This window comes from Microcoleus sp. S13_C5, from assembly GCF_036700845.1.
Taxonomy (GTDB): domain Bacteria; phylum Cyanobacteriota; class Cyanobacteriia; order Cyanobacteriales; family Microcoleaceae; genus Microcoleus.
Genome location: NZ_JAUBPR010000047.1, coordinates 25,563 through 47,307, shown reverse-complemented (window position 1 = coordinate 47,307; position 21,745 = coordinate 25,563). Strand labels below are relative to the sequence as shown.

General features: G+C 47.0%; 16 protein-coding genes and 1 riboswitch. Of the genes, 7 read left to right on the top strand and 9 right to left on the bottom strand.

Annotated elements, in window-relative coordinates:
* Positions 1 to 239: 239 nt before the first annotated feature.
* The gene (locus QUA04_RS14620; protein ID WP_333258070.1) at positions 240 to 1,028 is read left to right on the top strand and encodes a class II glutamine amidotransferase; all 789 of its coding nucleotides are present in this window, start codon (positions 240 to 242) and stop codon (positions 1,026 to 1,028) included.
* An 810-nt stretch (positions 1,029 to 1,838) separates the two neighbouring features.
* Here QUA04_RS14620 and QUA04_RS14615 read toward each other — a convergent pair.
* Positions 1,839 to 3,104 (bottom strand): alpha-L-fucosidase, encoded by a 1,266-nt coding sequence (locus tag QUA04_RS14615; protein ID WP_333258069.1) that lies wholly within the window; start codon positions 3,102 to 3,104, stop codon positions 1,839 to 1,841.
* A 193-nt stretch (positions 3,105 to 3,297) separates the two neighbouring features.
* The gene (locus tag QUA04_RS14610; protein ID WP_333258068.1) at positions 3,298 to 4,524 is read right to left on the bottom strand and encodes an FAD-dependent monooxygenase; all 1,227 of its coding nucleotides are present in this window, start codon (positions 4,522 to 4,524) and stop codon (positions 3,298 to 3,300) included.
* Between the two features lie 265 nt (positions 4,525 to 4,789).
* Between QUA04_RS14610 and QUA04_RS14605 the strand changes: the two genes are divergently transcribed.
* Positions 4,790 to 5,419, top strand: a complete 630-nt coding sequence (locus QUA04_RS14605) for a hypothetical protein (RefSeq protein ID WP_333258067.1) — start codon at positions 4,790 to 4,792, stop codon at positions 5,417 to 5,419.
* Positions 5,420 to 5,423: 4 nt separating this feature from the next.
* Positions 5,424 to 5,933: a hypothetical protein gene (locus tag QUA04_RS14600; protein ID WP_333258066.1), complete on the top strand. Its 510-nt coding sequence runs from the start codon at positions 5,424 to 5,426 to the stop codon at positions 5,931 to 5,933.
* 491 nt (positions 5,934 to 6,424) lie between these two features.
* Here QUA04_RS14600 and uca read toward each other — a convergent pair whose 3' ends face one another.
* The 7 genes from uca to QUA04_RS14565 form a co-directional block, all read right to left on the bottom strand.
* Positions 6,425 to 10,042 carry an urea carboxylase gene (gene uca, locus QUA04_RS14595; RefSeq protein WP_333258065.1) on the bottom strand — a complete coding sequence of 1,206 codons (3,618 nt, stop codon included), beginning with the start codon at positions 10,040 to 10,042 and terminating at the stop codon, positions 6,425 to 6,427.
* A gap of 76 nt (positions 10,043 to 10,118) precedes the next feature.
* Positions 10,119 to 11,450 (bottom strand): IS110 family transposase, encoded by a 1,332-nt coding sequence (locus tag QUA04_RS14590; protein ID WP_333258064.1) that lies wholly within the window; start codon positions 11,448 to 11,450, stop codon positions 10,119 to 10,121.
* A gap of 387 nt (positions 11,451 to 11,837) precedes the next feature.
* Entirely contained in the window at positions 11,838 to 12,479 is a 642-nt protein-coding gene (locus tag QUA04_RS14585; protein ID WP_333258063.1) for an urea amidolyase associated protein UAAP2, read from the bottom strand.
* Between the two features lie 77 nt (positions 12,480 to 12,556).
* Positions 12,557 to 13,285 carry an urea amidolyase associated protein UAAP1 gene (locus QUA04_RS14580; protein ID WP_333258062.1) on the bottom strand — a complete coding sequence of 243 codons (729 nt, stop codon included), beginning with the start codon at positions 13,283 to 13,285 and terminating at the stop codon, positions 12,557 to 12,559.
* Between the two features lie 292 nt (positions 13,286 to 13,577).
* Complete coding sequence (locus tag QUA04_RS14575; RefSeq protein ID WP_006630934.1) at positions 13,578 to 14,354, bottom strand: ABC transporter ATP-binding protein; 777 nt, start codon at positions 14,352 to 14,354, stop codon at positions 13,578 to 13,580.
* A gap of 143 nt (positions 14,355 to 14,497) precedes the next feature.
* Positions 14,498 to 15,349: an ABC transporter permease gene (locus tag QUA04_RS14570; RefSeq protein WP_333258061.1), complete on the bottom strand. Its 852-nt coding sequence runs from the start codon at positions 15,347 to 15,349 to the stop codon at positions 14,498 to 14,500.
* A 108-nt stretch (positions 15,350 to 15,457) separates the two neighbouring features.
* Entirely contained in the window at positions 15,458 to 16,525 is a 1,068-nt protein-coding gene (locus QUA04_RS14565; protein WP_333258060.1) for an ABC transporter substrate-binding protein, read from the bottom strand.
* A 144-nt stretch (positions 16,526 to 16,669) separates the two neighbouring features.
* Positions 16,670 to 16,824: riboswitch (guanidine-I (ykkC/yxkD leader) on the bottom strand.
* Between the two features lie 544 nt (positions 16,825 to 17,368).
* Here QUA04_RS14565 and atzF point away from each other — a divergent pair.
* The 4 genes from atzF (at position 17,369) to yidD (ending at position 21,563) form a co-directional block, all read left to right on the top strand.
* A complete protein-coding gene (gene atzF / locus QUA04_RS14560; protein ID WP_333258059.1) occupies positions 17,369 to 19,183 on the top strand; it encodes an allophanate hydrolase in 1,815 nt (604 codons plus the stop codon).
* Between the two features lie 39 nt (positions 19,184 to 19,222).
* On the top strand, positions 19,223 to 19,966 hold the full coding sequence (locus tag QUA04_RS14555) for a calcium-binding protein (RefSeq protein ID WP_333258058.1): 744 nt from the start codon (positions 19,223 to 19,225) through the stop codon (positions 19,964 to 19,966).
* Between the two features lie 290 nt (positions 19,967 to 20,256).
* Complete coding sequence (gene truB, locus QUA04_RS14550) at positions 20,257 to 21,183, top strand: tRNA pseudouridine(55) synthase TruB (RefSeq protein ID WP_333258057.1); 927 nt, start codon at positions 20,257 to 20,259, stop codon at positions 21,181 to 21,183.
* Positions 21,184 to 21,332: 149 nt separating this feature from the next.
* Positions 21,333 to 21,563 carry a membrane protein insertion efficiency factor YidD gene (yidD, locus tag QUA04_RS14545; RefSeq protein WP_333258056.1) on the top strand — a complete coding sequence of 77 codons (231 nt, stop codon included), beginning with the start codon at positions 21,333 to 21,335 and terminating at the stop codon, positions 21,561 to 21,563.
* The last annotated feature ends 182 nt before the right edge of the window (positions 21,564 to 21,745 follow it).

Here is a 21,745-nt window from a genome sequence, read left to right as displayed (position 1 = left end):
TGATTTTAAATCACCCTAACCTTCCTTCAGTCTTGTCTTATGGTACTTTGGCTGCTTAAAAACTGTCCGGAGTATTGTTAGCTAGCCAACTTTTTAACTTCAGTATCATTACGGTTGACCAAGCCAAAATATTAAGTGTATTTAACTTATTTAACCCGTTAATACTATAATATTATCACCGCCAATCTGTAGCTGCCAATAGCTGCGCGATCTATCCACACTCCAGAGACTTAAAAGCTATGTGCCAATTACTGGGAATGAACTGCAATGTTCCGACGGATATTTGCTTTTCTTTTGAGGGTTTTTCTGCAAGGGGGGGCAAAACGGACGTTCATCAAGACGGTTGGGGAATTGCTTTCTTTGAAGGTTTAGGATGTCGCCTTTTTATAGACTCAAAACCTGCGATTGCTTCTCCAGTTGCAGAAGTAGTGCGTCGCTATCCCATTCATTCAACTAACGTCATTGCTCACATCCGCAAAGCTACGCAAGGCGCAATTGCTCTAGAAAACTGCCATCCTTTTATTCGGGAACTTTGGGGACGCTATTGGGTGTTTGCTCACAACGGAAATCTAGAAAATTTTTATCCAGAATGTGCTGGAGTTTACAAACCTGTTGGCAAAACTGACAGCGAAAAAGCATTCTGTTTGATATTAGAAAAGCTGCGCTCTACTTTTCCTCAAAGTAAGCCTGCTTTAACGGAAATTTATCCGGTACTAGAGGAAATTACTAAAAGTTTGGCAGAACACGGAATTTTTAATTATTTACTTTCCGATGGAGAACACTTGTTCACCCACTGTTCTACTAATCTGCATTATATTGTGCGACAAGCACCTTTTGCTAGCGCTCACTCGATCGACGAAGATGTAACAGTCGATTTTCGGGAATTGACCAACGAGGACGATCGCGTGGCTGTTATTGCCACTTTTCCTCTGACAGATAACGAAGTTTGGACGCAAATTCAGCCGGGAGAATTGCTGGTATTTCAGGATGGTTTGCCGCTCTCTTCTGGGCTGCTGGAGTTAAGTTAACAGGACTTAAACAAATTTAAAGCCTAAACAGAGCATCGAACCTCCTATGTGTTACGCAAATACGTCACCATTATCTTGCAGCCAACCGACAAATCGATAAGATATAGTTCTTAAGCTGACAAGGCAGAGCGTAAATGTTTTCACAGGTTTGTTCCCCCAACACCTTCTCCATCCTCCTGTTAACTGTTGGCAAATAATCAAACGGCTCTTTCGTATTTACTATGCTAAAAGTGTATAAAAGTTTTAGCTTATCAAAGATATAATTTCCAATTTTTAACGCTTTAATACAGCAGATTTCACGTTTATGAAGTACCCCACCTATCGTTCTATCCCCGTAGGGAGACGGCGAAAGCCTTTCTCCCTACACTTCATAAACCTAGAAGACGCTGTAATTTGCTAGGGGTGCATAGTTAGGGAAATCGGGTAGAATCATTTAATTCCACTTTCTTAACTTCCTCCTCTATAAATTGTCCCCCTTGCGGTTCTAAAAATGTCATAAAAAATGATCTGACTCATTGTTGCAGCAAAAATTTAAAGGTAAATACTCTCTCTGACAGTTTGTCATTAACCCCAAACATCAACCTATTTCACAAAAACCAAAATTTCTGAGAGATAGACTTTTATAAGGGTGAATAAGGTAATAAGCAGTGGAAATACCTGGCTATAGATGCTCTAACCAAATAAATTGTGAGACTATAATGATTTGTATAAGAGGGAACCCAAAGTGCGAGCGTGATGTTGAGCTGGATGCGATCGACTCCTGGGGTAGGAAGTGAAGAAGTGCGATCGCGAAACTGGCCAAATCTTGTTCTAAGGATCGTTGGCTGGAGCAATATCAACTGCAATCACCGTAGCATAGGGATCGAGAGCTTGTTCAGGCACTTGAATCGTTAACTCCCCAAGAGGATCGGCACTTAACATAGAATCGACAATGGCACAGCGAGTTGAGTGTTCCAATAACTGCCCTCCAGCTAGCAGATAAACTGCTTGAATCCGTTTAATGGGTACACCTCTTACTGTTACTGAGTCGTAGGGCTTCATCAGCAAGAATAAGTAAAAGCGATTGCCCCGCCGAGTAGAAGGGCCGTAGAATTGCCAAGGTTCCAGTCCAGGCTGTGTTCCTACGATGCTCTGGGCATGGACAGCCATCCATTCTTCTACGGATTGCAACAAATCCAATTGTTCAGATTGAATCTGCCCATTGCCCATTGGACTGACATTCAACAGCAGATTGCCGCCTTTACCTGCAACTTCACAGAGGGTATGAATAAGTTGGCGAGCTGACTTGAATTGGGTGTCCTTCGGGTTGTAACCCCAGCTTTCATTCAGAGTTAGGCAAGCTTCCCAAGTACGCGGAGGCGGTTGGGGAGGAATGAATTGCTCGCAGGTATCGAAGTCTCCAAATCCAGGGAGGCGATCATTGATTAGCAAATGCGGTTGCAGCGATCGAATCATTTCATGTAGCTGTCTAGCTTGCCATTGTTCTGGCTTTCGTTCCCAACCGCCATCAAACCAAAGCAAGTCAATCTTTCCATAGTTGCTCAACAATTCTTTGACTTGAGCGAACATAAATTCAAGGTAGCGCTCCCACTGAGAACTCGTCGGCTGTCGGAATTTCCCAAACTGATACGGTTTGTCGGCTTCTGTGAAAGCCGGGTAGTAAGGGTAATGCCAGTCAATCAAGGAAAAATACAACCCAATTCGCAAACCCTCCGCCCGCATCGCCTCCACAAATTCTCGGACGATATCTTTTTTGTACGGCGCATACTCGATAGAAAAGTCGGATTGCTGGGTATGAAATAAGGAAAACCCATCATGATGTTTAGCCGTCAAAATCACATACTGCATCCCCAAACGTTTTGCTAAATTAGCCCAAGTTTGAGGGTCGTATTCAGTCGGATTGAAAGTTTGGGCGGTGCGGTGATAGTCGGCTACCGGAATATCTTGGCAGTACGGCAAGCTAAAGACGCCTCCCACTAATGGCCAAGATACTTCGTACCCGCACTGGCTGCTATGGCTCCAGTGAACAAACATTCCCAATCGTGCTGTCTCAAACCAGTTGTTTTCTTGAGTCATTGGTTTACCCTGAAATATAGGCGGTATTGCTGAAAGAGTAATGTTTACTCGCAGGTAAAATTAATAAGCTAGAGTATACTTCTTTGTTGGATTGGGCTGAAATGAATTACCTTAACTGTAACGTCACAGAGGTTTCTAACAATGGTAATCGTTGGGAAACTGACGGAGTATTTTGTGTTTCCCAATGTCAAGCTTATTCGGAATGATTTGTACTGATATGATTCCATTGAGGTTGGTAATCAAACAACCATTTGAACTGCAAGTCAGCCAACCAAGTAGGAGTGAGCTTGTAAATGTAGTTCCGCAACAAACATCCGATCGTCGTATCCGCCTGCCCCAATTTCCCTATTTGTCTGGAAGTATCGAAAACGCGAGTAACTCGTTGAGCGCGGCTGGCTTCAAACTGCCGCAATAGGGAAGGAACAGTATCGCCACCAGTTCGGTTAGTAAATAGGAGTTTCGCTAGTTCAAAGGAGTCTTCCACCGCCATACAGCCTCCTTGACCGATATTCGGTTGAACTGGGTGGGCGGCATCCCCGATTAAGGTAACTCGCCCTTGTCCCCATTGGGTTCTCAGCGGTGGCCGATCTACAATATCATCTCGGTAAATCTTGTCCCCGTCGAGAGCTTCGATGATAGTTGGTACTGGGTCAGCATAGCCTTTAAACAGAGAGCGCAAGGCATTCAAGGAACCGCCCACTGCATCGTCATTACCGCCCGCTGGGGTGTTGTTGAAAGCATAGAAAGCAAACCGACCACCACCGACATCGAAGTAGCCAAAACGAGTGCCCTGACCCCAGAATTCGGCCCAACTGTATTGTGGATCTAGTGGTAAGCCAGAGCCATCAAAGTAGCCTCTCCAGCAGCAAGTCCCGCTGTACACAGGCTCCTCTAACCGCTCATTACCATTCAGCCTAGCCCGTACCTTGGAGTAAAGACCATCAGCCCCTACTAAGATGTCACCCTCAGCAGTGCGACCATCAGAGAAAAAGACCCGAATGCCGTTGCCCGTGTCCTCAAATTTCTCAAAGGCAGCGCCAGTCCGCACCGTTCCCTCTGGCAAGGCTTCAAATAAAATCTGCTGAAGTTCAGGTCGCAGGAGGCACACACCCAAGTCATCTTCGCCTATGAATTGAGGAGCGTTAATGTAGAGGGGTTCCGCTTTTTGGTCAAAAAACCCACCTTTGAGGATCTTGCCTCCCTGCTGGTAGAAACGCTGGTAAATCTGCCCTGATTGCAAAACCTTGTAGACGCGCAAAGCATTGCGTTGGATGAATATGCCTCCCGGCCCTGAGAGCATAACATCCAAACCGCGCTTCTCGTATAGTTCAACTGCAATGCCCACATCGAGACAGGCACGGGCTAAGGTCAGACCGCCAATTCCACCGCCGATGATAATTACCTTTGGTATTGAAGTCATATTATTGAGTGAGCTGTACAGCATGAAAAAATTTAGGAAATTGACTGGTGATGGGGTTGAACCTCTCCCAAAATTTCTAAATTTACCTGGAGATTAACTTTATGTTCATCAATCTCGCTCATCTGCGCCTTTCTTAACTTGATTGTGCAGAGCCCTGGGGGGGTGACAAGCTGCCCCAAACCCATAGTTAGTAAGGATTGAGCCAACTTGTGGTAAAAAAAGATAGGCAGCAGAATTGTTACACGCTTGCCTATCCAAAAAAATAATGATACCAACATTCTACCTCATTCATTTAAAAAAACAACTAAGTTCAGCTCAATTGAAACTGATTGAAATCTTGCTACCCTTGATACAATCAGAAAAACAAGTGAGATTAGAACGGCTCTCCCGGGTATTTCCCTATCCAATTACAACAGAAAGTCGGCGGAGAAAACTACAAAGGTTTCTCGATTTGCCTCACTTAACTATCTCACTAATTTGGTTCCCATTAATTACTTATTGGTTGATGACTTATTGCCGTGTGGGTAGTCGTTTATCAATCGCAATCGACCGCAGTCAATGGGGACGCATTAATCTGTTTATGGTTAGCCTGATCTGGGAGCGAAGAGCAATTCCATTATACTGGTCACTGTTGCCCAAATTGGGAAACAGTAACTTCGAGTCACAAACAACCAATTTACAGCAAGTTTTACCATTATTTTCAGAATATAAAGTCATCGTTTTAGGAGACCGTGAATTTTGTTCGGTCGATTTGGGAAACTGGCTGAGGGAAAAGGGTGTATCTTTTTGTTTAAGACTGAAAAAAAATCATTGCATCGAAACGGAACATTTAGTTTGGCAACGGTTAGATGAATTAGGAATAGTACTCTTAAACCTCTTTATATTTTCAAGGTAAAAGAGTGAGAAAAACTCAGCCTGCTACTGGATTTGATGTTGCTTGTAAGTGGAAAAGAAACTACGGGGCATGGAAGGTGGATGAAGCATGGTTTATTCTCACAGATTTAGGTTCCTTGCCAGCAGCCATCAATGCTTATAAGCAGCGGATGGGTATTGAAGAAATGTTCCGAGACTGTAAAACGGGAGGCTACGATCTTGAAGGAACTAGCTTAACAGGAGACCGACTTATTAACATGATTTTGCTCATGACGCTCGCCTATAGTTCGGGAATATTTCAAGGCACTGAAATGAAGAAAAAGCAGGTGCAAAAATATGTATCTCGCCGCAAAGAACCTAAAAAAAGATATCAAAGACGGAGTACATTTGGTGTTGGTTTAGATGGAGAAAAGTGGGTCAATTATCTCGAACAATATTCTGACGAGGTAGAACAGTTAATGAAGTTAACTCCCCATAAACGCCGCTTTTATCAACAAGGTATGCGGGCTGCAACCCTTATACAGTCTATCTCGTAGACCTCTTTGTCACCCCCCCAGGTGCAGAGCCAACAAATATCAACACTATAAATGCTAAATTAACGATTCGCTTTGGTCAAACAGTTTTACAGGCGATCGCGTGATGCAATGGTCTAGCGGCGAATGAAGCCCGACTCTTGCCCCCCACCGACAACAGCAAATCCTTCGGAGAAGAAATTCACATCGGGGTATTGGGGTCGGACAGCCCACCGACCTCGGCGGTCATTCGATTTTAGATTTTAGATTTTAGATTTTGGATTGACCCCACGGATAAATTCGGGGGCTTGAGGATTTTAGATTTTAGATTTTGGATTGATTCGACGGATAAATCACGTGGCGGGTACCATCAAGAAATTCTTGGTCAATCAATCCCCAATTGCCCGAAAATCCTTGAGGATAAAAACTAACGTATGCAGCGGCTAACCCAGAGAGTAGTTACAGATTTGGTTGCTGCCTAGCTTCCCCCTGTCCCCGAACTGACAACAGAGGGATTAATTCGGTTGGATCGCCGCTAGAATTTGTCCGGCTGTCACCGTTTGCCCCTTTTCACAAAACAACTCGGCAACAGTACCCGCAACATCAGCAGTAATAGCAATTTCCATTTTCATCGCTTCCAAAATTAACAGCCGATCGCCCTCTGCAACGGCATCTCCAACATTAACCAGCACCTGCCAAACATTGGCCGAAACGTGAGCGACAACAGCCTCACAACCGATCGGCAAAGTAACCTCCGCCGCTGTTTCAGAAGCCTGATCCGCCGAGGATTCTGCTGCAGATTCAGCTTCAAATTCCCCCGATGCGGCCCAGCGATCGCGCTCTGCATTAAATGCGGCCTGTTGCTGGGCTTTAAATTCAGCCGCACTCTTAGCAATAAAATGCAAAAACTCATTGTATTCTCTCAAATTAAAAGTGATTTCCTCAACCTTTAATTTAAACTTCCCTTCGATAAATGCTTCCCGACAGCGGTGCAATTCCTCATGGGAAACCGGATAAAATCGGATTTGGTCAAAAAAGCGCAAAAGCCAAGGTTTACCAGACTGGAAATCCGCCGTTTGTTTGAATCGATTCCACATTTGCACCGTGCGGCCGACAAATTGATAACCTCCCGGCCCTTCCATCCCGTAAACGCACAAATACGCGCCGCCAATGCCCACTGCATTTTCAGGAGTCCAAGTGCGGGCGGGATTGTATTTAGTTGTAACCAAACGGTGGCGCGGATCGAGGGGAGTTGCGACGGGCGCCCCTAAATAAACGTCTCCCAAACCCATCACTAAATAGCTAGCATTAAATACAATTTCTCTGACTTGTTCGATGCTGTCAAGCCCGTTTATGCGGCGAATAAACTCAATATTGCTGGGACACCAAGGTGCATCCGATCGCACAGACTGCATATATTTTTCAATGGCCAACAGCGTCGATTCATCTTCCCAGGATAAAGGCAAGTGCACAATTCGCGCCGGCACTTCCAAATCCTCGATCGCCGGAAGTTCCGCCTCCGCCGCAATCAGCGCCTGCATTAGCTGCTGTTGCGAAATCTGGCGGCCCTCAAAGTGAATTTGGAGCGATCGCATTCCCGGCACTAATTCGATAACACCCGGCAACGGATTTGCTTTTAAGTGTTCCATCAATGCGTGCGCCCGAAAACGCAAATTTAAATCCAGCACCAACGGGCCGTATTCAACTAGAATATATTTATCCCCAGCTTGACGGTAAGTAACAGCAACCTGTCCCGGAGATTCGGGAATTTTGTGCAAAATTGGAGAAGCGGAAACTGCGGGCAATTCCTCCGCACTTTCCCCAAAAACAGGCAAACAAAAAGTAGCAATTTGCCTATTTTGTGCTAATTCCCGCTGCAAAGCTTCAGCAAAACTCAAACAGTGAAAGCGAATGCTGTCCCCCGGTTTCAGTTGCCCGATTTTCCACAATTCCGACTGCACAATAGTAGCAGGACACACAAAACCTCCCAAACTCGGGCCGTCAAGACCGAGAATTACAGGCATATCGCCCGTAAAATCGATCGTGCCGATCGCGTAAGCATTATCGTGAATGTTAGACGGGTGCAAACCCGCTTCTCCTCCGTCTTGACGCGCCCAGGTGGGCTTCGGGCCGATCAGCCTAATGCCCGTCCGCGTCGAGTTGTAATGCACCTGCCATTCTGTAGAGAAAAACATTTCGATGTCTGAGTCAGTAAAGAAATCCGGCGCGCCGTGAGGCCCGTACAAAACGCCGATTTCCCAATTATTGCTGTAGGTGGGAATTAGTTCGGGAGGCAAAGATATTTCCGCTTCCAGAGTTGCAGTTTGAAGCAGTTTAAGCACATCTCCCGGACGCAGCGTGCGGCCCGCGTGTCCGCCAAATTTTCCCAGTACAAAAGTTGATTTGCTGCCCAAATAATCGGGGACATTAAAGCCGTGCTTTACCGCTAAATAAGTGCGGTAGCCGCCGCCTTGAATGGCTTTTAACTTGAGAATGCTGCCAGCTTTTACGGCAATTGCCGTCCAAAACGGTACCGATTCGCCGTTTAGCGTTCCCTTCATAATTGCACCAGTTAAACTAATAACTGTATCGGCATTAAAGCGCAGAGTTGGGCCTGTCGCCGTGAATTCCAATCCTGCTGTCGATTCGGGATTTCCTACTAAACGATTTGCCGATCGAAATGCCAGATGATCCATCGGTCCCGAAGGCGGCACGCCCACATCCCAATAGCCAATCCGCCCCGGATAATCTTGAATGCTGCTGTAGGTTCCCCCATCCAATACATCGATCGTTAAAGGTGCGTATTCAAAAGAGTTTAAAAAGCGCGTGCTCTGTTCGCCCCGGTTGAATCGGGCATCGTCCAAAATCTGGCGGAGGTAATCTAAATTAGTTTCTATTCCCGCTATTTCACTGGCATCTAAAGCAGCTTTGAGTTGAGCGATCGCCTGGGTTCGATTATCCCCGCAAACGATTACTTTGGCTAGCAGCGGATCGTAAAAAGGAGTAACCTCTGTGCCTGTTTCTATCCAACTGTCGCAGCGGACGTTTTCGGGAAACGCAACTTGATTCAGCAACCCGGAACTCGGCTGAAAATTCTTGCCGGCATCTTCGGCATAAATTCGCACCTCAATTGAGTGTCCCTGCGGCTGATAGCGGTACTCTTCCAGGGGGAACAACTCTCCCGAAGCCTGTTTTATCATCCACTCAACGAGGTCGATGTTGTTGACAGCTTCAGTAACGCCGTGTTCGACTTGCAAGCGCGTGTTGACTTCCAAAAAATAAAACTGTTTCGCATCGACATCAAAGACAAATTCAACAGTACCGGCTGACTGGTAATTTACGGCTTTTCCCAGCCGCACTGCGGCACCGTACAACTGATTTCGCTGTTCGTCACTAATAGCAGGGGCGGGGGTTTCTTCTATTACTTTTTGATTGCGCCGCTGCACCGAACAATCTCGCTCGCCCAAGGCTATGACATTTCCTTTGCCATCTCCAAAGATTTGGACTTCTATGTGCCTGGCTGTTTGAATGTATTTCTCTAAAAAAACGCCACTTTGTTTAAAATTGCTTTGACTCAAACGCTGTACTTTTTCAAATGCTTCTGCCAAATCTCGATCGCCAAAACAAGCCTGCAAACCAATGCCGCCGCCGCCTGCGGTACTTTTTAGCATCACCGGATAGCCGATCGCCCCAGCCGCTTTTTCCGCATCCTCTAAACTTGCTAAAAGTTCGCTTCCGGGAGTTAGCGGCACTTGATTTGCAGCGGCTATTTCCCGCGCGGTGTGCTTCAATCCAAAGCAGCGCAACTGACTCGGAGTCGGGCCGATAAATGCAATATTTTCCCTTGCACAAGCTTCGGCAAATTCAGCATTTTCGCTCAAAAAGCCGTAACCCGGATGGATAGCTTGAGCTTTTGTTTGGCGCGCAACTTCGAGAATGCGATCTAACCGCAAATAACTCTCGGCTGCGGCGGCTGCACCGATACAAACGGCTTCGCTGGCGGCGAAAACGTGCGAGGCGCGGGCGTCGGCTTCAGAATATACTGCTACCGAAGCAATTCCGAGGCGATCAAGCGTGCGGATAATTCGGCAGGCAATTTCACCGCGATTTGCAATCAAAACTTTGTTAAACATTTAGGTAATTGCTAATTGATAATTGCTAATTGATAATTGCTAATGGGCAATCGATTTTTCAGTCCTCCTCAGAAACTCAATCTAACTGCGGAGGTTTAGAAACGAGCTCAAACCCAAGAGATTGAGCAGTTTTCTCCAGCTTAGAAACGAGCCGTTGTCGGTATTTCTGTTCGTAATAATCGCCACCGGCATCGACATAAGCAGTTTTTGTACTCCAGAGATGATAGAAGATGCGAGCTAGCTTGTGGGCAGCAGCAGTATTAGCGCTAACGGCACCCAATCTCGATCGCAAGCGACGATAAAAAGCCCCCAAAGCAGATTGAGAGCGAGATAAGGACTGAGCAGCTAAACGGAAGGCATTGGCAGCCCGATTAACTACTCGACGGGTGTGAGAACTTTTGACCTTACCACCAGTAATCTTTGTAGAAGGACACAACCCTAACCAGGAACAAAAGTGTTTAACGGTGGGGAAACGAGTAGCATCTAATCCGACTTCAGATAACAGGGTTTGTACTGTGAGGGCGTCAAAACCAGGAATTTGGGTAAAATCTACCCCACTAATTCGATATAAATGGTTGCGTAAATTAAAAGTGGGTTCATGACCTCTGGGCTTTCTTTTACCGCGTTTGGGAGGAGTTGGTGGGGGATTGTTTTCTTCGGAAGCAAAGCTGGCTAAATATCGATCGATCTCGACATCGCAGTTAGCAATTTGTCCTTGATAGATATCATAGAGTTGTAACTCTTGTTTTAACACAAATATATGCTCGGCTCGATAGTCTCCTGTCAAGGCTTTAGCAATATCGGCGGTACTACTTTTAATCCGAGAATTTTTCAAGCCAGCTAAGACTTGAGGGTTCCTTTCTCCAGCTACAATGGCGCGGATAATTGCCATCCCTGTAACTCCTGTGATGTCACTGATGACTTTATTTAGTTGCAGATTCATTTGAGTTAATGCTTTCTGCATCCGCAGTAGGTGGGTGCTACCGCTTTTGATTAAGTTATCGCGGTGGCGAATGTAACTGCGAAGAACGCAAATTTGATCGTCAGGGCGAAAGGAACCGGACAATAAACCGTAGGTATGTAGCTGTTGCAACCACTGACAATCTAAAACATCGCTTTTTCTACCTGGTACGGTTTTGACGTGATGGGCATTCACCAGTTTGACTTCGATACCCCTTTCTTCGAGAATTTGAAAAGCTGGTATCCAATAAACTCCTGTAGATTCCATCGCTACGGTGTCTACTCGACATTCCAATAACCAAGATGCCATCTCGATTAAGTCGGGGGTAAAACAACTAAATTTACGTACATTCTGTGGCGTTCGATCGGGTGGAACGCAAACCCAATGTTCAGCAGAGCCAATATCTATCCCTGCGGCATTTGGGTTAATCTGTGTAAAATTCGACATTTCACCCCCAACAGGTTTGTTTGTCTTGTGTCGGATCATTAGATGACTCCTTTTCGCGATCGAATTAGAAGGTGTCCCGAGCGGTGGGCGGATGTGATGTTATATTCTCCTCAACGGGATAGGGTAAAACTACCCTTCACCAATGTCATAATCATCTGGCCCACGACCATGCTCTAAATCAGGCTCTTCTAAGCACCATTGACTTGTCGGTCTGACTATCGGGACACAGGGATAATATATCCGATCACTAGCAACTTTTGGGCGAGCGAAACTGTTTCTTTTCTTCATAACGGGCGTGCGACGCCCGTAGGATGCTCTAAAGAGGACTTTAGCTATTAGCCAGGGGTTTAAACCCCTGGCGGTTTCTGACGGGTATGCAGCTACAACCTATACGGCATCCCAAACAATCAACTGAATCGGCGTAGGATTGTAAGCATTGCAAGGATTGTTCATTTGGGGGCAGTTAGAAATAGCAACTAGCGCGTTCATTTCGGCTCGCAAATCAACTGTACTCCCCGGATCGGAGATGCCGTCAACAATTTCTAGCGTGCCGTCTTCGCTAACCGGAACATTCATAAAGAAGTTGATATTGCTGACTAAATCTCGCTTACCCAAACCGTAGGGAAGAATTGCGGCGAGGAAATTTTCAACACAGGCGTGCTGGTATTTTTTATCTAGTCCAAACCGCACCGAATTGCTCTCGCAGCTACAGGCGCCGCCGGAGGTATCGTGCCGCCCGCAGGAGTCAGCAATTATGGTCATCATGGCTCGCCCTTCGTTGGAAATGAGTTTGCTGTTTGTAGTGACAAAGATGTTGCCTTGATTGACGATCGTATCGGGGGCGCTGTAGCGTTCGGAAGGGTCATCGGCATTGTAAACTAAAAAATCTACTGCTTGATTTCCGCCTAAATCTACAATCCGGAGAATCTGTCCTTTTTTGATGACGCGGGACCAGGGATGTCTGGCTGGTAAAACTTCGTTGTAAATTGCAGTTTTTGGATCGAGGATTTGTTGAGTAGTTGCAGTCATGGTTCACTTTTTGTGATGGAATTGCAGAGTTTTTTACCGCAGATTGATGCGGACAAGATTGAGTGCTGGGATCGAGTCTATTGCAGGAACAAAGCATCGGTGTTGATGAACCCGCGCACGGCTTCCGGGTTGGCGGTGCGGCACAAGTCGTCTGGTGCTGGTGCGGGGCTTTTTACAATCTGAATTTGGATGGGTTTTGGATCGTAAGTTGAACCCGGATGCAGGATGTGGGGGCAATTTGAGATAATGGTCAATACGTTCATTTCGGCTCGCAAATCGATAAAACTACCCGGTTTTTCGCAGCCTTCGCGAAACTCCATTGTGCCGTCTGGTTTGACGGCAATGCGAGTAAATAAGTTGAGGTTGGGCATGATATCTTTTTTGCCCAATCCCCACCTAGTTAGGGCTTTGAGGAAGTTGTCACGGGAGTTTTTCCAGTCTCCTTCGCCGTATTTTTTGGCATTGCTAATGGCGTTGCTGCATCCTCCCAGCAAATCGTGACAGCCGGAGGTGTCTTGGGTGATGGAAAATAGGATGCGTCCCATGTCTGTGTAGATCACCATGCCTTGTTTGAGAAAGGCGTTGAATTGAATTTTGGCGGTGTCTGCTGCGTTGAAACGTTCGATCGCATTGTCGGCGTTGTAGCACAGCATGGAAACGCCGCGAGAGCCTTCTAAATCGGTGATTCGCAGGGTGTTTCCCCGCTTGATGACCCCCGACCAGTACGCGCCGCCCGGTACGGTTTCTTGCATTAATACGAGGTCAGAATCAATTTGTGAGTTTGGGTCGATCGATAGTTGCACCATAAGTTCCTCTTGATGTATTTGGGGGGCAGCGAAACAAAACAATAGTATTTTGTAGTGGAAAAACTCACTCTCTTCCAAAGTAATATTTATCTCCACGGCTATCTTGCACCATTCTCAAGAACGGGCTCTTCGGCCCGTTCCACAAAACTAAATTTTATTGTGGAACGGGCATCTTGCCCGTTCCTAAATAGGTAATTGACAATGGTGCAAGATGTTAAGTTTCCACTTACTTAGGTTGGCAGTTGCACTGTTGGCGCGGGTGCAAAAAGTGCAACTACAAACCTACTTTTATTTAAGCAGCCATTGCAACTGCTTCCTGTCCGTGTTTCCGCATCAAATCCATGAGTTCGTCGCGATAATCGTGGAATTTGGCGTGGCGTTTAATGCTGGGAGTGCGATCGGGCAAATTAATCGACATTTCCTTTCTCACTGTACCGGGACGAGCGCCCAAAGCATAAATCCGATTGGAAAGAAACACCGCTTCTTCGACATCGTGGGTAATCATAAAGATTGTAATCTGAGTGCGGCGCCACAAATCGAGCATGAATTCGTGCATCGATTCTTTAGTGTGGATATCCAATGCGCCGAAAGGTTCATCCATTAATAACACTTTAGGTTCAGAAGCCAGGGCGCGGGCGATCGCCACCCGCTGTTTCATCCCGCCCGACAATTCCTTCGGCAGCGACGAAGCAAACTGCGTCAATCCTACCACACTCAAATAATAGCTAGCTTGTTCGCGCCGCTTTTTCTTGGACACGCCTTGAAGTTTGAGGCCAAACTCGGCATTTTCCTGCACGTTCATCCAAGGATAAAGAGTGTAATGCTGAAATACCATACCTCGATCCGGCCCAGGCGAAACAACTTCTTTGCCATCAATTTTCACTTCCCCTGTTGTCGGCTTGTCCAATCCAGCAATCTGCCTCAACAGAGTAGATTTTCCCGAACCGGATGCGCCTACCGCGCAGATAAATTCGCCTTGCTTAATGCTCATATTGATGTCCTTGAGGACAACTAATTTACCGTTTTTCGTTTCAAAGTTTTTGTGCAGGTTGTTGATTTGTAGAAACATGACTCTATCCTCTGTATTGTAAGTAAAAAATTGATTTTTTCATTCCCAAAATCGGTAAATTTTAGCACTAAAAACGATACCAAGCCTGGCTTTTAATCTTAGGTTGACACCACTGCCTTCTTCCCCATTCCTTCAAAATCTGCTTACTGTTTCTGAATTGACCATTTACAAGAAACCCGCAGCAGATATTGAAAAAGCAAGTCAAAAGTCAGTCCGATCGCCCCAATGACAATCAGCCCCACAAAAATTTCATCGGTTCGGAGAAATCGACCTGCGACGCTGATCCGGCGGCCTAAGCCTTCGGTTGCCGCAATCAATTCCGACACGATTACCAATTGCCAAGCCGCAGCTAGGTTGATGCGGCTAGCATCAAGAATCCCCGGCAAAACATGGGGAAAAATAACTTGAGTTAGGATTTCCCAGCGATTCCCGCCCAACATATAAGTAGATTCGATCAAGTCTTTTGGAACAAACTTGACTGTATCCATCACCATCAGCGAATTGAAGAAAAAGACACCGATAAATATCAGCATTATTTTGGGTTCTTCGCCGATTCCCAAGTAGAGAATTAGCAGGGGGATGAATGCTGGTGCGGGCATATATCGCATCAAGCCGAACATGGGCTCCAGCAAGGCGCGAATACTGGGAAAACTGCCCATCAGCACGCCAATTGGTATGGAAAAAACCAAGGCGAACAGAAAGCCCACTCCCACCCGCCACAAACTCGCTACTGTGTCTTTCAAAAGTTCGCGAGTGTTCCACAGCCGACCAAATGCCTCTAAAACTTTGCCGGGGGAAGGCAAAAATTTGGGGTCTACGTTGGCGAAGGTTGTTACTAGCCACCACAGCAGCAGCGGCAGTGCGATCGATGTTACCGTTAACCCAATATTGAGGGGTTGTGGTATCTCTTCCGCAATCCGCCAGAAAACGGTGGGATTTAGGTTTTTGTGCTTGAGGTGCGATTGGATCGATCGGGGTTCGGGATTGGGTGGCATGATTTAATTGCAGAACAGTTTAGGGAGGAATTTTAGTAGCTTTTTGGTATTTTTTAAAACAATCTTGTTGAAAGTTTTTTGTGTCTGCAAAATGGTAAATTATGCCTTTTAGCTTTTACCTTCCGCATAAGCTTTTATAAAGCGATCGTCAAATAATGTGCTGATATTGGGTTGGGTTTTTGCTAAATTTACATCTACGAGAAATTTAGTCATTTCGGCCGCCGCAAACTGTAATGATGTCATGTCGTTTCCCGGTTGAAAGGCTTTCAAGTTTTCCTCTATCGTAAATATCTTAGTGCCATTTTCATATTCTTTGTATTCCTCGACGCTAACTCCGGCGCGGTTGGCTAGAATCTCGTAAGATTTCTCTTTATTTGCTTTCATGTATTCCAATGTTGCAAACCATGAATTGACTAGGGCTTGCACTCGATCGGGGTGTTCGCCGATAAACTTTCGCGTGAATACCAAATGGTCGGAAATCGCCCCCGGAAAATCTTTGGAACTAAACAGTTCCTTGCTGTTCGATCGTTTTAATGCCTGGGTGGTAAACGGCGCAAATACTGCCACCGCATCGACTTGTCCTCCGACGAAAGCCGCCGCCGCTTTCCCGGTTTCCAGCGGTACAAATTGAATATCTTGCACTGATAAACCTGCTTTTCTCAGGCCTAACAGCAATAGAAAGTGATCGACTGTACCTTCCTCGGCTGCAACTTTTTTGCCTTTTAAATCGGCAACGGAATTGATGCCTTCGGCGACAATCACTTTGTCATTTCCCGTCGAGTTATCGTTGACTAAAACAATTACTTGGTCGGCACCGCCGGATATAGAGTTTACTGTATCGCCGAGGGTTTGGCTGTTAGCATTGATCTGTCCTGCTGTGAGGGTGCTGATGGATTCTAAGTAGCCGTCAAACCATTTTAAGTCTACAGCAACTTTGTTGGCTTCAAATATCTTTTGCTCTTTGGCAATTTGCCACGGAAACCAGCCTGGCCACGCGCTGAATCCTAGGCTAACTGCATCAGCACTTACTGAAGAAGCTGCTTCGCTTTCAGTCGTGGTTTTGATATAAATTGCCGGGTTGACGCAGCCGACAGCGAAAAACAAGGTGATGAAAAATATGGCGCAGTAGGACAAGGGCGATCGCGTTATTTTTGGGGAGCAATATCGGATATTCATAGCATATTCTGGTTGCTTGTTAGAGGTGAATATTTCGATCGAGCTTTTGCACCTTCTTTGGCTTCCTTAGCTTCCGCAAACCCCCTTGATATAAAAGGATAAAGCCCGAGAGCTAACGAACCGAGTCTTGCTGACCGATCGCGTTTCTCCCGGGCTTTTATCCCGCCGTGTAACTGGCTAGTGTTTCCCTCAAATTAATAAAATATTGGGATGACCAGTCTGCTTCTCTCGGACCAGCACTTGAACTGTCTAAGCTGAGTTAGAAACTAATTCAAATCGGAACCCTAGAAGCGGTTAATTTTTTCGTTTTTTGTCTGTATAAGTCCTGTTTGCAACCCAAGGAGTTATTCAAGACTGTCAATAACAGCAATGCACTTAGCTTTTTGAAAGGTAAGCATACTGTAGTTTGCAATCTTACTAGATTGCTACGTTTCAAACGGTAACAGCAAACTTGATGCAAAAATGTGTAAAATGTTACAAAAAACGGTTTTTCTGGAATTTGTAAAATTAAAATTTTTGGAAGATTAAACCGGGCGATGAGACGGGGCGATGGGAAATCGCGAAGTTTGCCTGCACACAAAGACGAAACCCGCAAGGTCAGAGTTGAATATTTCTCACGAAATAGTTCGAGTCCTAGACTGGATGCGAGTACGATCGCCAATACGGTAAACTAACATCCTATTTTTAATAATGATCGCCTTGCACAGCCTTTCAAGTGATTTCTTCAATCTAAAATCTAAAATCTAAAATCTAAAATCGAACGATCGCCCAGCAAAGCCTGTAAACTCAATTGTTCAATCTAAAATCTAAAATCTAAAATCTAAAATCGACTGACGGTGCACTATGGAAAAAGTTAATTACAGCAACAGTCTGGACATTCATTCGCTGCTCGATCGCTACCGCACCGGCTCGCTCGCGCCTGCAGATGCGATCGCGAGCGTGTACGATCGGATCGAGCGCTATGCAGATCCGGCAGTATGGATTTATTTAGCACCGCAGGCGGAAACCCTCGAACGCGCCAAAGCCTTGGAAAACCTAGACCCGCAACAATTGCCGCTCTACGGGATACCTTTTGCGATCAAAGATAATCTCGATTGGGCGGGCGTTCCGACTACGGCGGGATGTCCTTCGTTTGCTAGCACTCCAGCGCGATCGTCCGCAGTCGTAGAGCGCCTGTGCGCGGCAGGTGCGATCGCGATCGGCAAAACAAACATGGATCAGTTTGCCACAGGATTAGTGGGAACCCGCACGCCTTATGGAGTTTGTCGCAATCCGTTCGATCGGCGCTACATCCCAGGCGGCTCGAGTTCCGGTTCCGCCGCAGCAGTCTCCGCCGGATTGGTGAGTTTTGCTCTGGGTACCGATACCGCAGGATCGGGGAGGGTTCCCGCTGCTTTTACCAACATTGTCGGGCTGAAGCCAAGTTGCGGCTCGATCAGCACTCGCGGCCTGCTGCCGGCGGTGCGATCGCTCGATTGCGTTTCTGTGTTCGCTCTCACCTGTGCGGATGCGGCCTCCGTGCTGCAAGTAGCCAGCGGTTTTGACGCTGAGGATGCGTTTTCTCGTCGCCCTGAAACGAAAGTTTTGCCGGATTTATCCAGCTTACGGGTGGGGGTTCCCGGAGACGGCGAACTCGATTTTTTCGGGAATGCAGAAGCCGAACAGCGCTACCGAGAGGCTCTGGCGTGCTTGCAATCATTGGGCTGCACGATCGCGCCTATTGACTTCAAACCCTTTGCAGATGCTGCCGAACTGCTCTACGGCGGGCCTTGGGTAGCAGAAAGGTTGGCCGCGATCGGCGATTTCCTTGACGCGCACCCAGATGCGATCGATCCGATCGTCTACGAAATTATCAGCGGCGGCAAACGCTACGATGCCGTCTCTGCCTACCGCGCGTCGTACCGGTTAGCCGAGCTCCGCCAGCAGGCAGAAATTCAGTGGGAGTCAATGGATGTCTTGGCGGTGCCGACGACAGGTACGATTTATACAGTCGCAGAAGTTGCAGCCGAGCCGATCGCGCTCAACACCAATCTCGGGCGCTACACGAACTTTGCGAATTTGCTCGATTTGTGCGCGATCGCAGTTCCCAGCGGGTTTCAAAGCAGCGGATTGCCCGCAGGATTGACACTGATGGCTCCTGCGTGGCACGATTTATCGCTCTGCAGCCTGGGATCTGCTTTCCACGCTAGCTTGGGGGGAACTTTGGGCGCAACCGGCCAGGCGCTGCCAACCCTCCCGGAACCCGCCATCGCAGCCAAACCTTCCTCAGAAGAACGAGTCAAAATAGCCGTAGTTGGCGCTCATTTGAGCGGTGAGCCACTGAATTATCAACTAATCGAGGGGGGAGGCATTTTGGTTCGCGCCTGCCGTACCAGCCCGATTTACAAGCTGTATGCTTTGACGGGTACTGCTCTGGGCAAGCCGGGATTGGTGCGTCAGATAGAGGGCGGTAGCGCGATCGAGGTGGAAGTTTGGGAGTTGTCGATCTCCGCTTTCGGCGGATTTGTCGCTAAAATTCCCCCGCCCTTGGGAATTGGTACGCTGGTGTTGGAGGACGGCTCCACGGTGCAGGGCTTTTTGTGCGAACCTTATGCTGTGGCGGATGCGATCGATATTTCCGATCTGGGTGGTTGGCGAGCTTATAACTTCCGCTTTTAAGCTAAGTTAGAATGGCAAATTTCTACCATTTTGAGAATCATGCCATCAGCAGTGCCAGTTCAGCCAATTCCCGTCACAACCCCAACCCCCAGCACGGGTACCCGTCCCGGAGGGGCCGCTAGCGGCACTCGGGGCACCAGTGGCCCCGACTCCCTCAGAGGTACTGCGGGCGCTAACTTGATATTTGGTTTGGGTGGCCCTGACAGCATTTTGGGCTTAGGCGCAGACGATAGCCTCTACGGCGGCGACGGCGATGACTCACTGCTGGGCGACGTTGGCAATGATTTGCTGTTCGGCGGTGCCGGCCGCGACAGCGTTTTGGGCGGCGCCGGCGGCGATACTTTCTACGGCGGCAAAGGTTCTGACTCAATGCTGGGCGACGATGGCAATGATTTGCTGTTTGGCAACCAAGACACCGATACTTTGTTGGGAGGCGCGGGCGATGACTCGCTTTTTGGGGGTGCCGGCGATGACTCGCTGTTTGGTGGCATCGGCGATGACTGTTTATCGGGCGATCGCGGCCGAGATACTTTAACTGGCGGCGTCGGAAACGATACTTTTGCGATCGGGCGTTTGGCAGACGGGGATGTGATTACAGATTTTACTGATGGTACGGATCGAATTCGCTTGACTGCCGGCCTCACTTTTGGCGAACTCACCATTTCGGCTGGGGCCGGAACTTCGCCGAGTACAATTATTCAGCTTACAAACACCAAGGAAACTCTCGTTACTTTATTCGGAGTTGCCCGCACATCTATCACTCAGGCGGACTTTATTTTTTAATTGGTAATGGGGAATGGGGAATTGGGAATTGATAATTGGGATTGCGGGTAGTTTTAAGTTTTAAGTTTTTAATGCTGAACTTTTTAACTCAAAATCGCTTGCCCGTTGCGAGTAACGTTAGCTTTCACGCTCTGAATAAAAGCAAGATCAAAAATTTTCATCTTCCTTCTTCCTTCTTCCTTCTATCAGTTAAATTACATAAATTACCCGTTGCATTCTTCCTTCTTCCTTCTTCCTGACATCCGTTATATCCGTTACATCCCGTACATTGCTCGTTGCCGAACCTCCTAATGACTACTGACGGTTTTCTCAATCTCAACAAACCTGCGGGCATGACATCTCACGACTGCGTGGGGCGAGTGCGTCGGCTATTGAAACTCAAGCGAGTCGGACACGGAGGAACCCTCGATCCTGCTGTGACTGGCGTTTTGCCGATCGCCCTGGGCAAAGCAACCAGGCTGCTGCAATATCTCCAACACAATAAAGCTTACCGAGGCACGATTCGGTTTGGCTTAACTACTGCTACTGACGATTTAGAAGGAGAAATTATCCATTCTCGACCGGTGCCAGAGTTGAGTTTGGAACAAGTGCAAGCTACACTGCCAAAGTTCCTAGGAAAAATCGAGCAATTTCCGCCTAGTTTTAGTGCGGTTCAGGTGGGAGGAAAACGCCTTTATGAGTTAGCTAGGAAAGGCGAAACTGTGGAAGTTGCTGCTAGGAAAGTGGAGGTTTTTCGACTGGAAATCTTGGATTGGCGATCGGGGGATTTTCCTGAATTAGATTTGTCGATCGCCTGCGGGGCGGGTACTTACATTCGGGCTATCGCGCGGGATTTGGGTGCGGTGTTGAATACAGGCGCTACTTTGGCTTGTTTGACTCGCACCGAAAGTAGCGGTTTCTCGATCGACCAAAGTCTCAGTTTTGAGGAATTAGAACTGCAATTGCAGGAGGATAAATTCTGCCCGATTTTACCATCGGCGGTTTTGGGGCATTTAGGGGCGATCGTCCTTTCCCCTGAATATACCAAACGCTGGTTTCAAGGACAGCGCCTCCCGATTCCCGAAACGCCGATCGGATCGGAGGAGGAAAGTAGCAACCCAATACCCGAACCTCCCTATCCCTTGCAGGTTTACGATCGAGACGGTAATTTTTTAGGTATCGGTCAAGTAGCGAACTCAGATACAAGTACCATATTATCTCCTCAAATTGTGCTTTAAGTATCTAAAATAAAACTGAAAATAGGTATAATTGGTACAGGAAAATTTGGCATAACTCTAACCGCTGAGAATGCTCTCGATGCACCTAGCTTACAGCGGTACCTGACGAGATTGGCCTATTAATCTAATCAATCGCTGAGGTAAAAATTGTGAAAATATTGCTGATCGGATTAATCCGAGGCTACAAAATGGGGATTTCTCCTTACCTGCCTAACGCCTGTAGATTTCAGCCAACTTGTTCGCAATACGCGATCGAAGCAATAGAAAGATTTGGGCCGACCCGCGGCAGCTCAATGGCAGTTAAGCGGATTTTGCGCTGTCATCCTTTTCATCCAGGGGGTTACGATCCAGTACCTCCCACAGATAGCGAGGGCAATTAGTTATTAGTCACAAACAGTATTTTAGTTATTAGTTATTAGTGCAAAGAGGCGTTGCCTCCTCATAGTTAAAACTCCCGAGGGGAATCACTCCCTAAGAGGGTTAAATTCTCACAATTAGTGGTTTTTCTTAACCCAAATTCAGTAATATCACTGTTATCTTTCAAAACTCAGCAGCTATATAA

Excerpts from the sequence above, each read along its gene's own strand:
- QUA04_RS14555 (WP_333258058.1), top strand. The coding sequence starts at position 19,223 with ATGCCATCAGCAGTGCCAGTTCAGCCAATTCCCGTCACAACCCCAACC.
- QUA04_RS14585 (WP_333258063.1), bottom strand. The coding sequence starts at position 12,479 with ATGACTGCAACTACTCAACAAATCCTCGATCCAAAAACTGCAATTTAC.
- atzF (WP_333258059.1), top strand. The coding sequence starts at position 17,369 with ATGGAAAAAGTTAATTACAGCAACAGTCTGGACATTCATTCGCTGCTC.
- QUA04_RS14565 (WP_333258060.1), bottom strand. The coding sequence starts at position 16,525 with ATGAATATCCGATATTGCTCCCCAAAAATAACGCGATCGCCCTTGTCC.
- QUA04_RS14590 (WP_333258064.1), bottom strand. The coding sequence starts at position 11,450 with ATGTCGAATTTTACACAGATTAACCCAAATGCCGCAGGGATAGATATT.
- QUA04_RS14610 (WP_333258068.1), bottom strand. The coding sequence starts at position 4,524 with ATGACTTCAATACCAAAGGTAATTATCATCGGCGGTGGAATTGGCGGT.
- QUA04_RS14620 (WP_333258070.1), top strand. The coding sequence starts at position 240 with ATGTGCCAATTACTGGGAATGAACTGCAATGTTCCGACGGATATTTGC.
- QUA04_RS14605 (WP_333258067.1), top strand. The coding sequence starts at position 4,790 with ATGATACCAACATTCTACCTCATTCATTTAAAAAAACAACTAAGTTCA.
- QUA04_RS14570 (WP_333258061.1), bottom strand. The coding sequence starts at position 15,349 with ATGCCACCCAATCCCGAACCCCGATCGATCCAATCGCACCTCAAGCAC.
- QUA04_RS14580 (WP_333258062.1), bottom strand. The coding sequence starts at position 13,285 with ATGGTGCAACTATCGATCGACCCAAACTCACAAATTGATTCTGACCTC.
- truB (WP_333258057.1), top strand. The coding sequence starts at position 20,257 with ATGACTACTGACGGTTTTCTCAATCTCAACAAACCTGCGGGCATGACA.
- QUA04_RS14575 (WP_006630934.1), bottom strand. The coding sequence starts at position 14,354 with ATGTTTCTACAAATCAACAACCTGCACAAAAACTTTGAAACGAAAAAC.
- uca (WP_333258065.1), bottom strand. The coding sequence starts at position 10,042 with ATGTTTAACAAAGTTTTGATTGCAAATCGCGGTGAAATTGCCTGCCGA.
- QUA04_RS14615 (WP_333258069.1), bottom strand. The coding sequence starts at position 3,104 with ATGACTCAAGAAAACAACTGGTTTGAGACAGCACGATTGGGAATGTTT.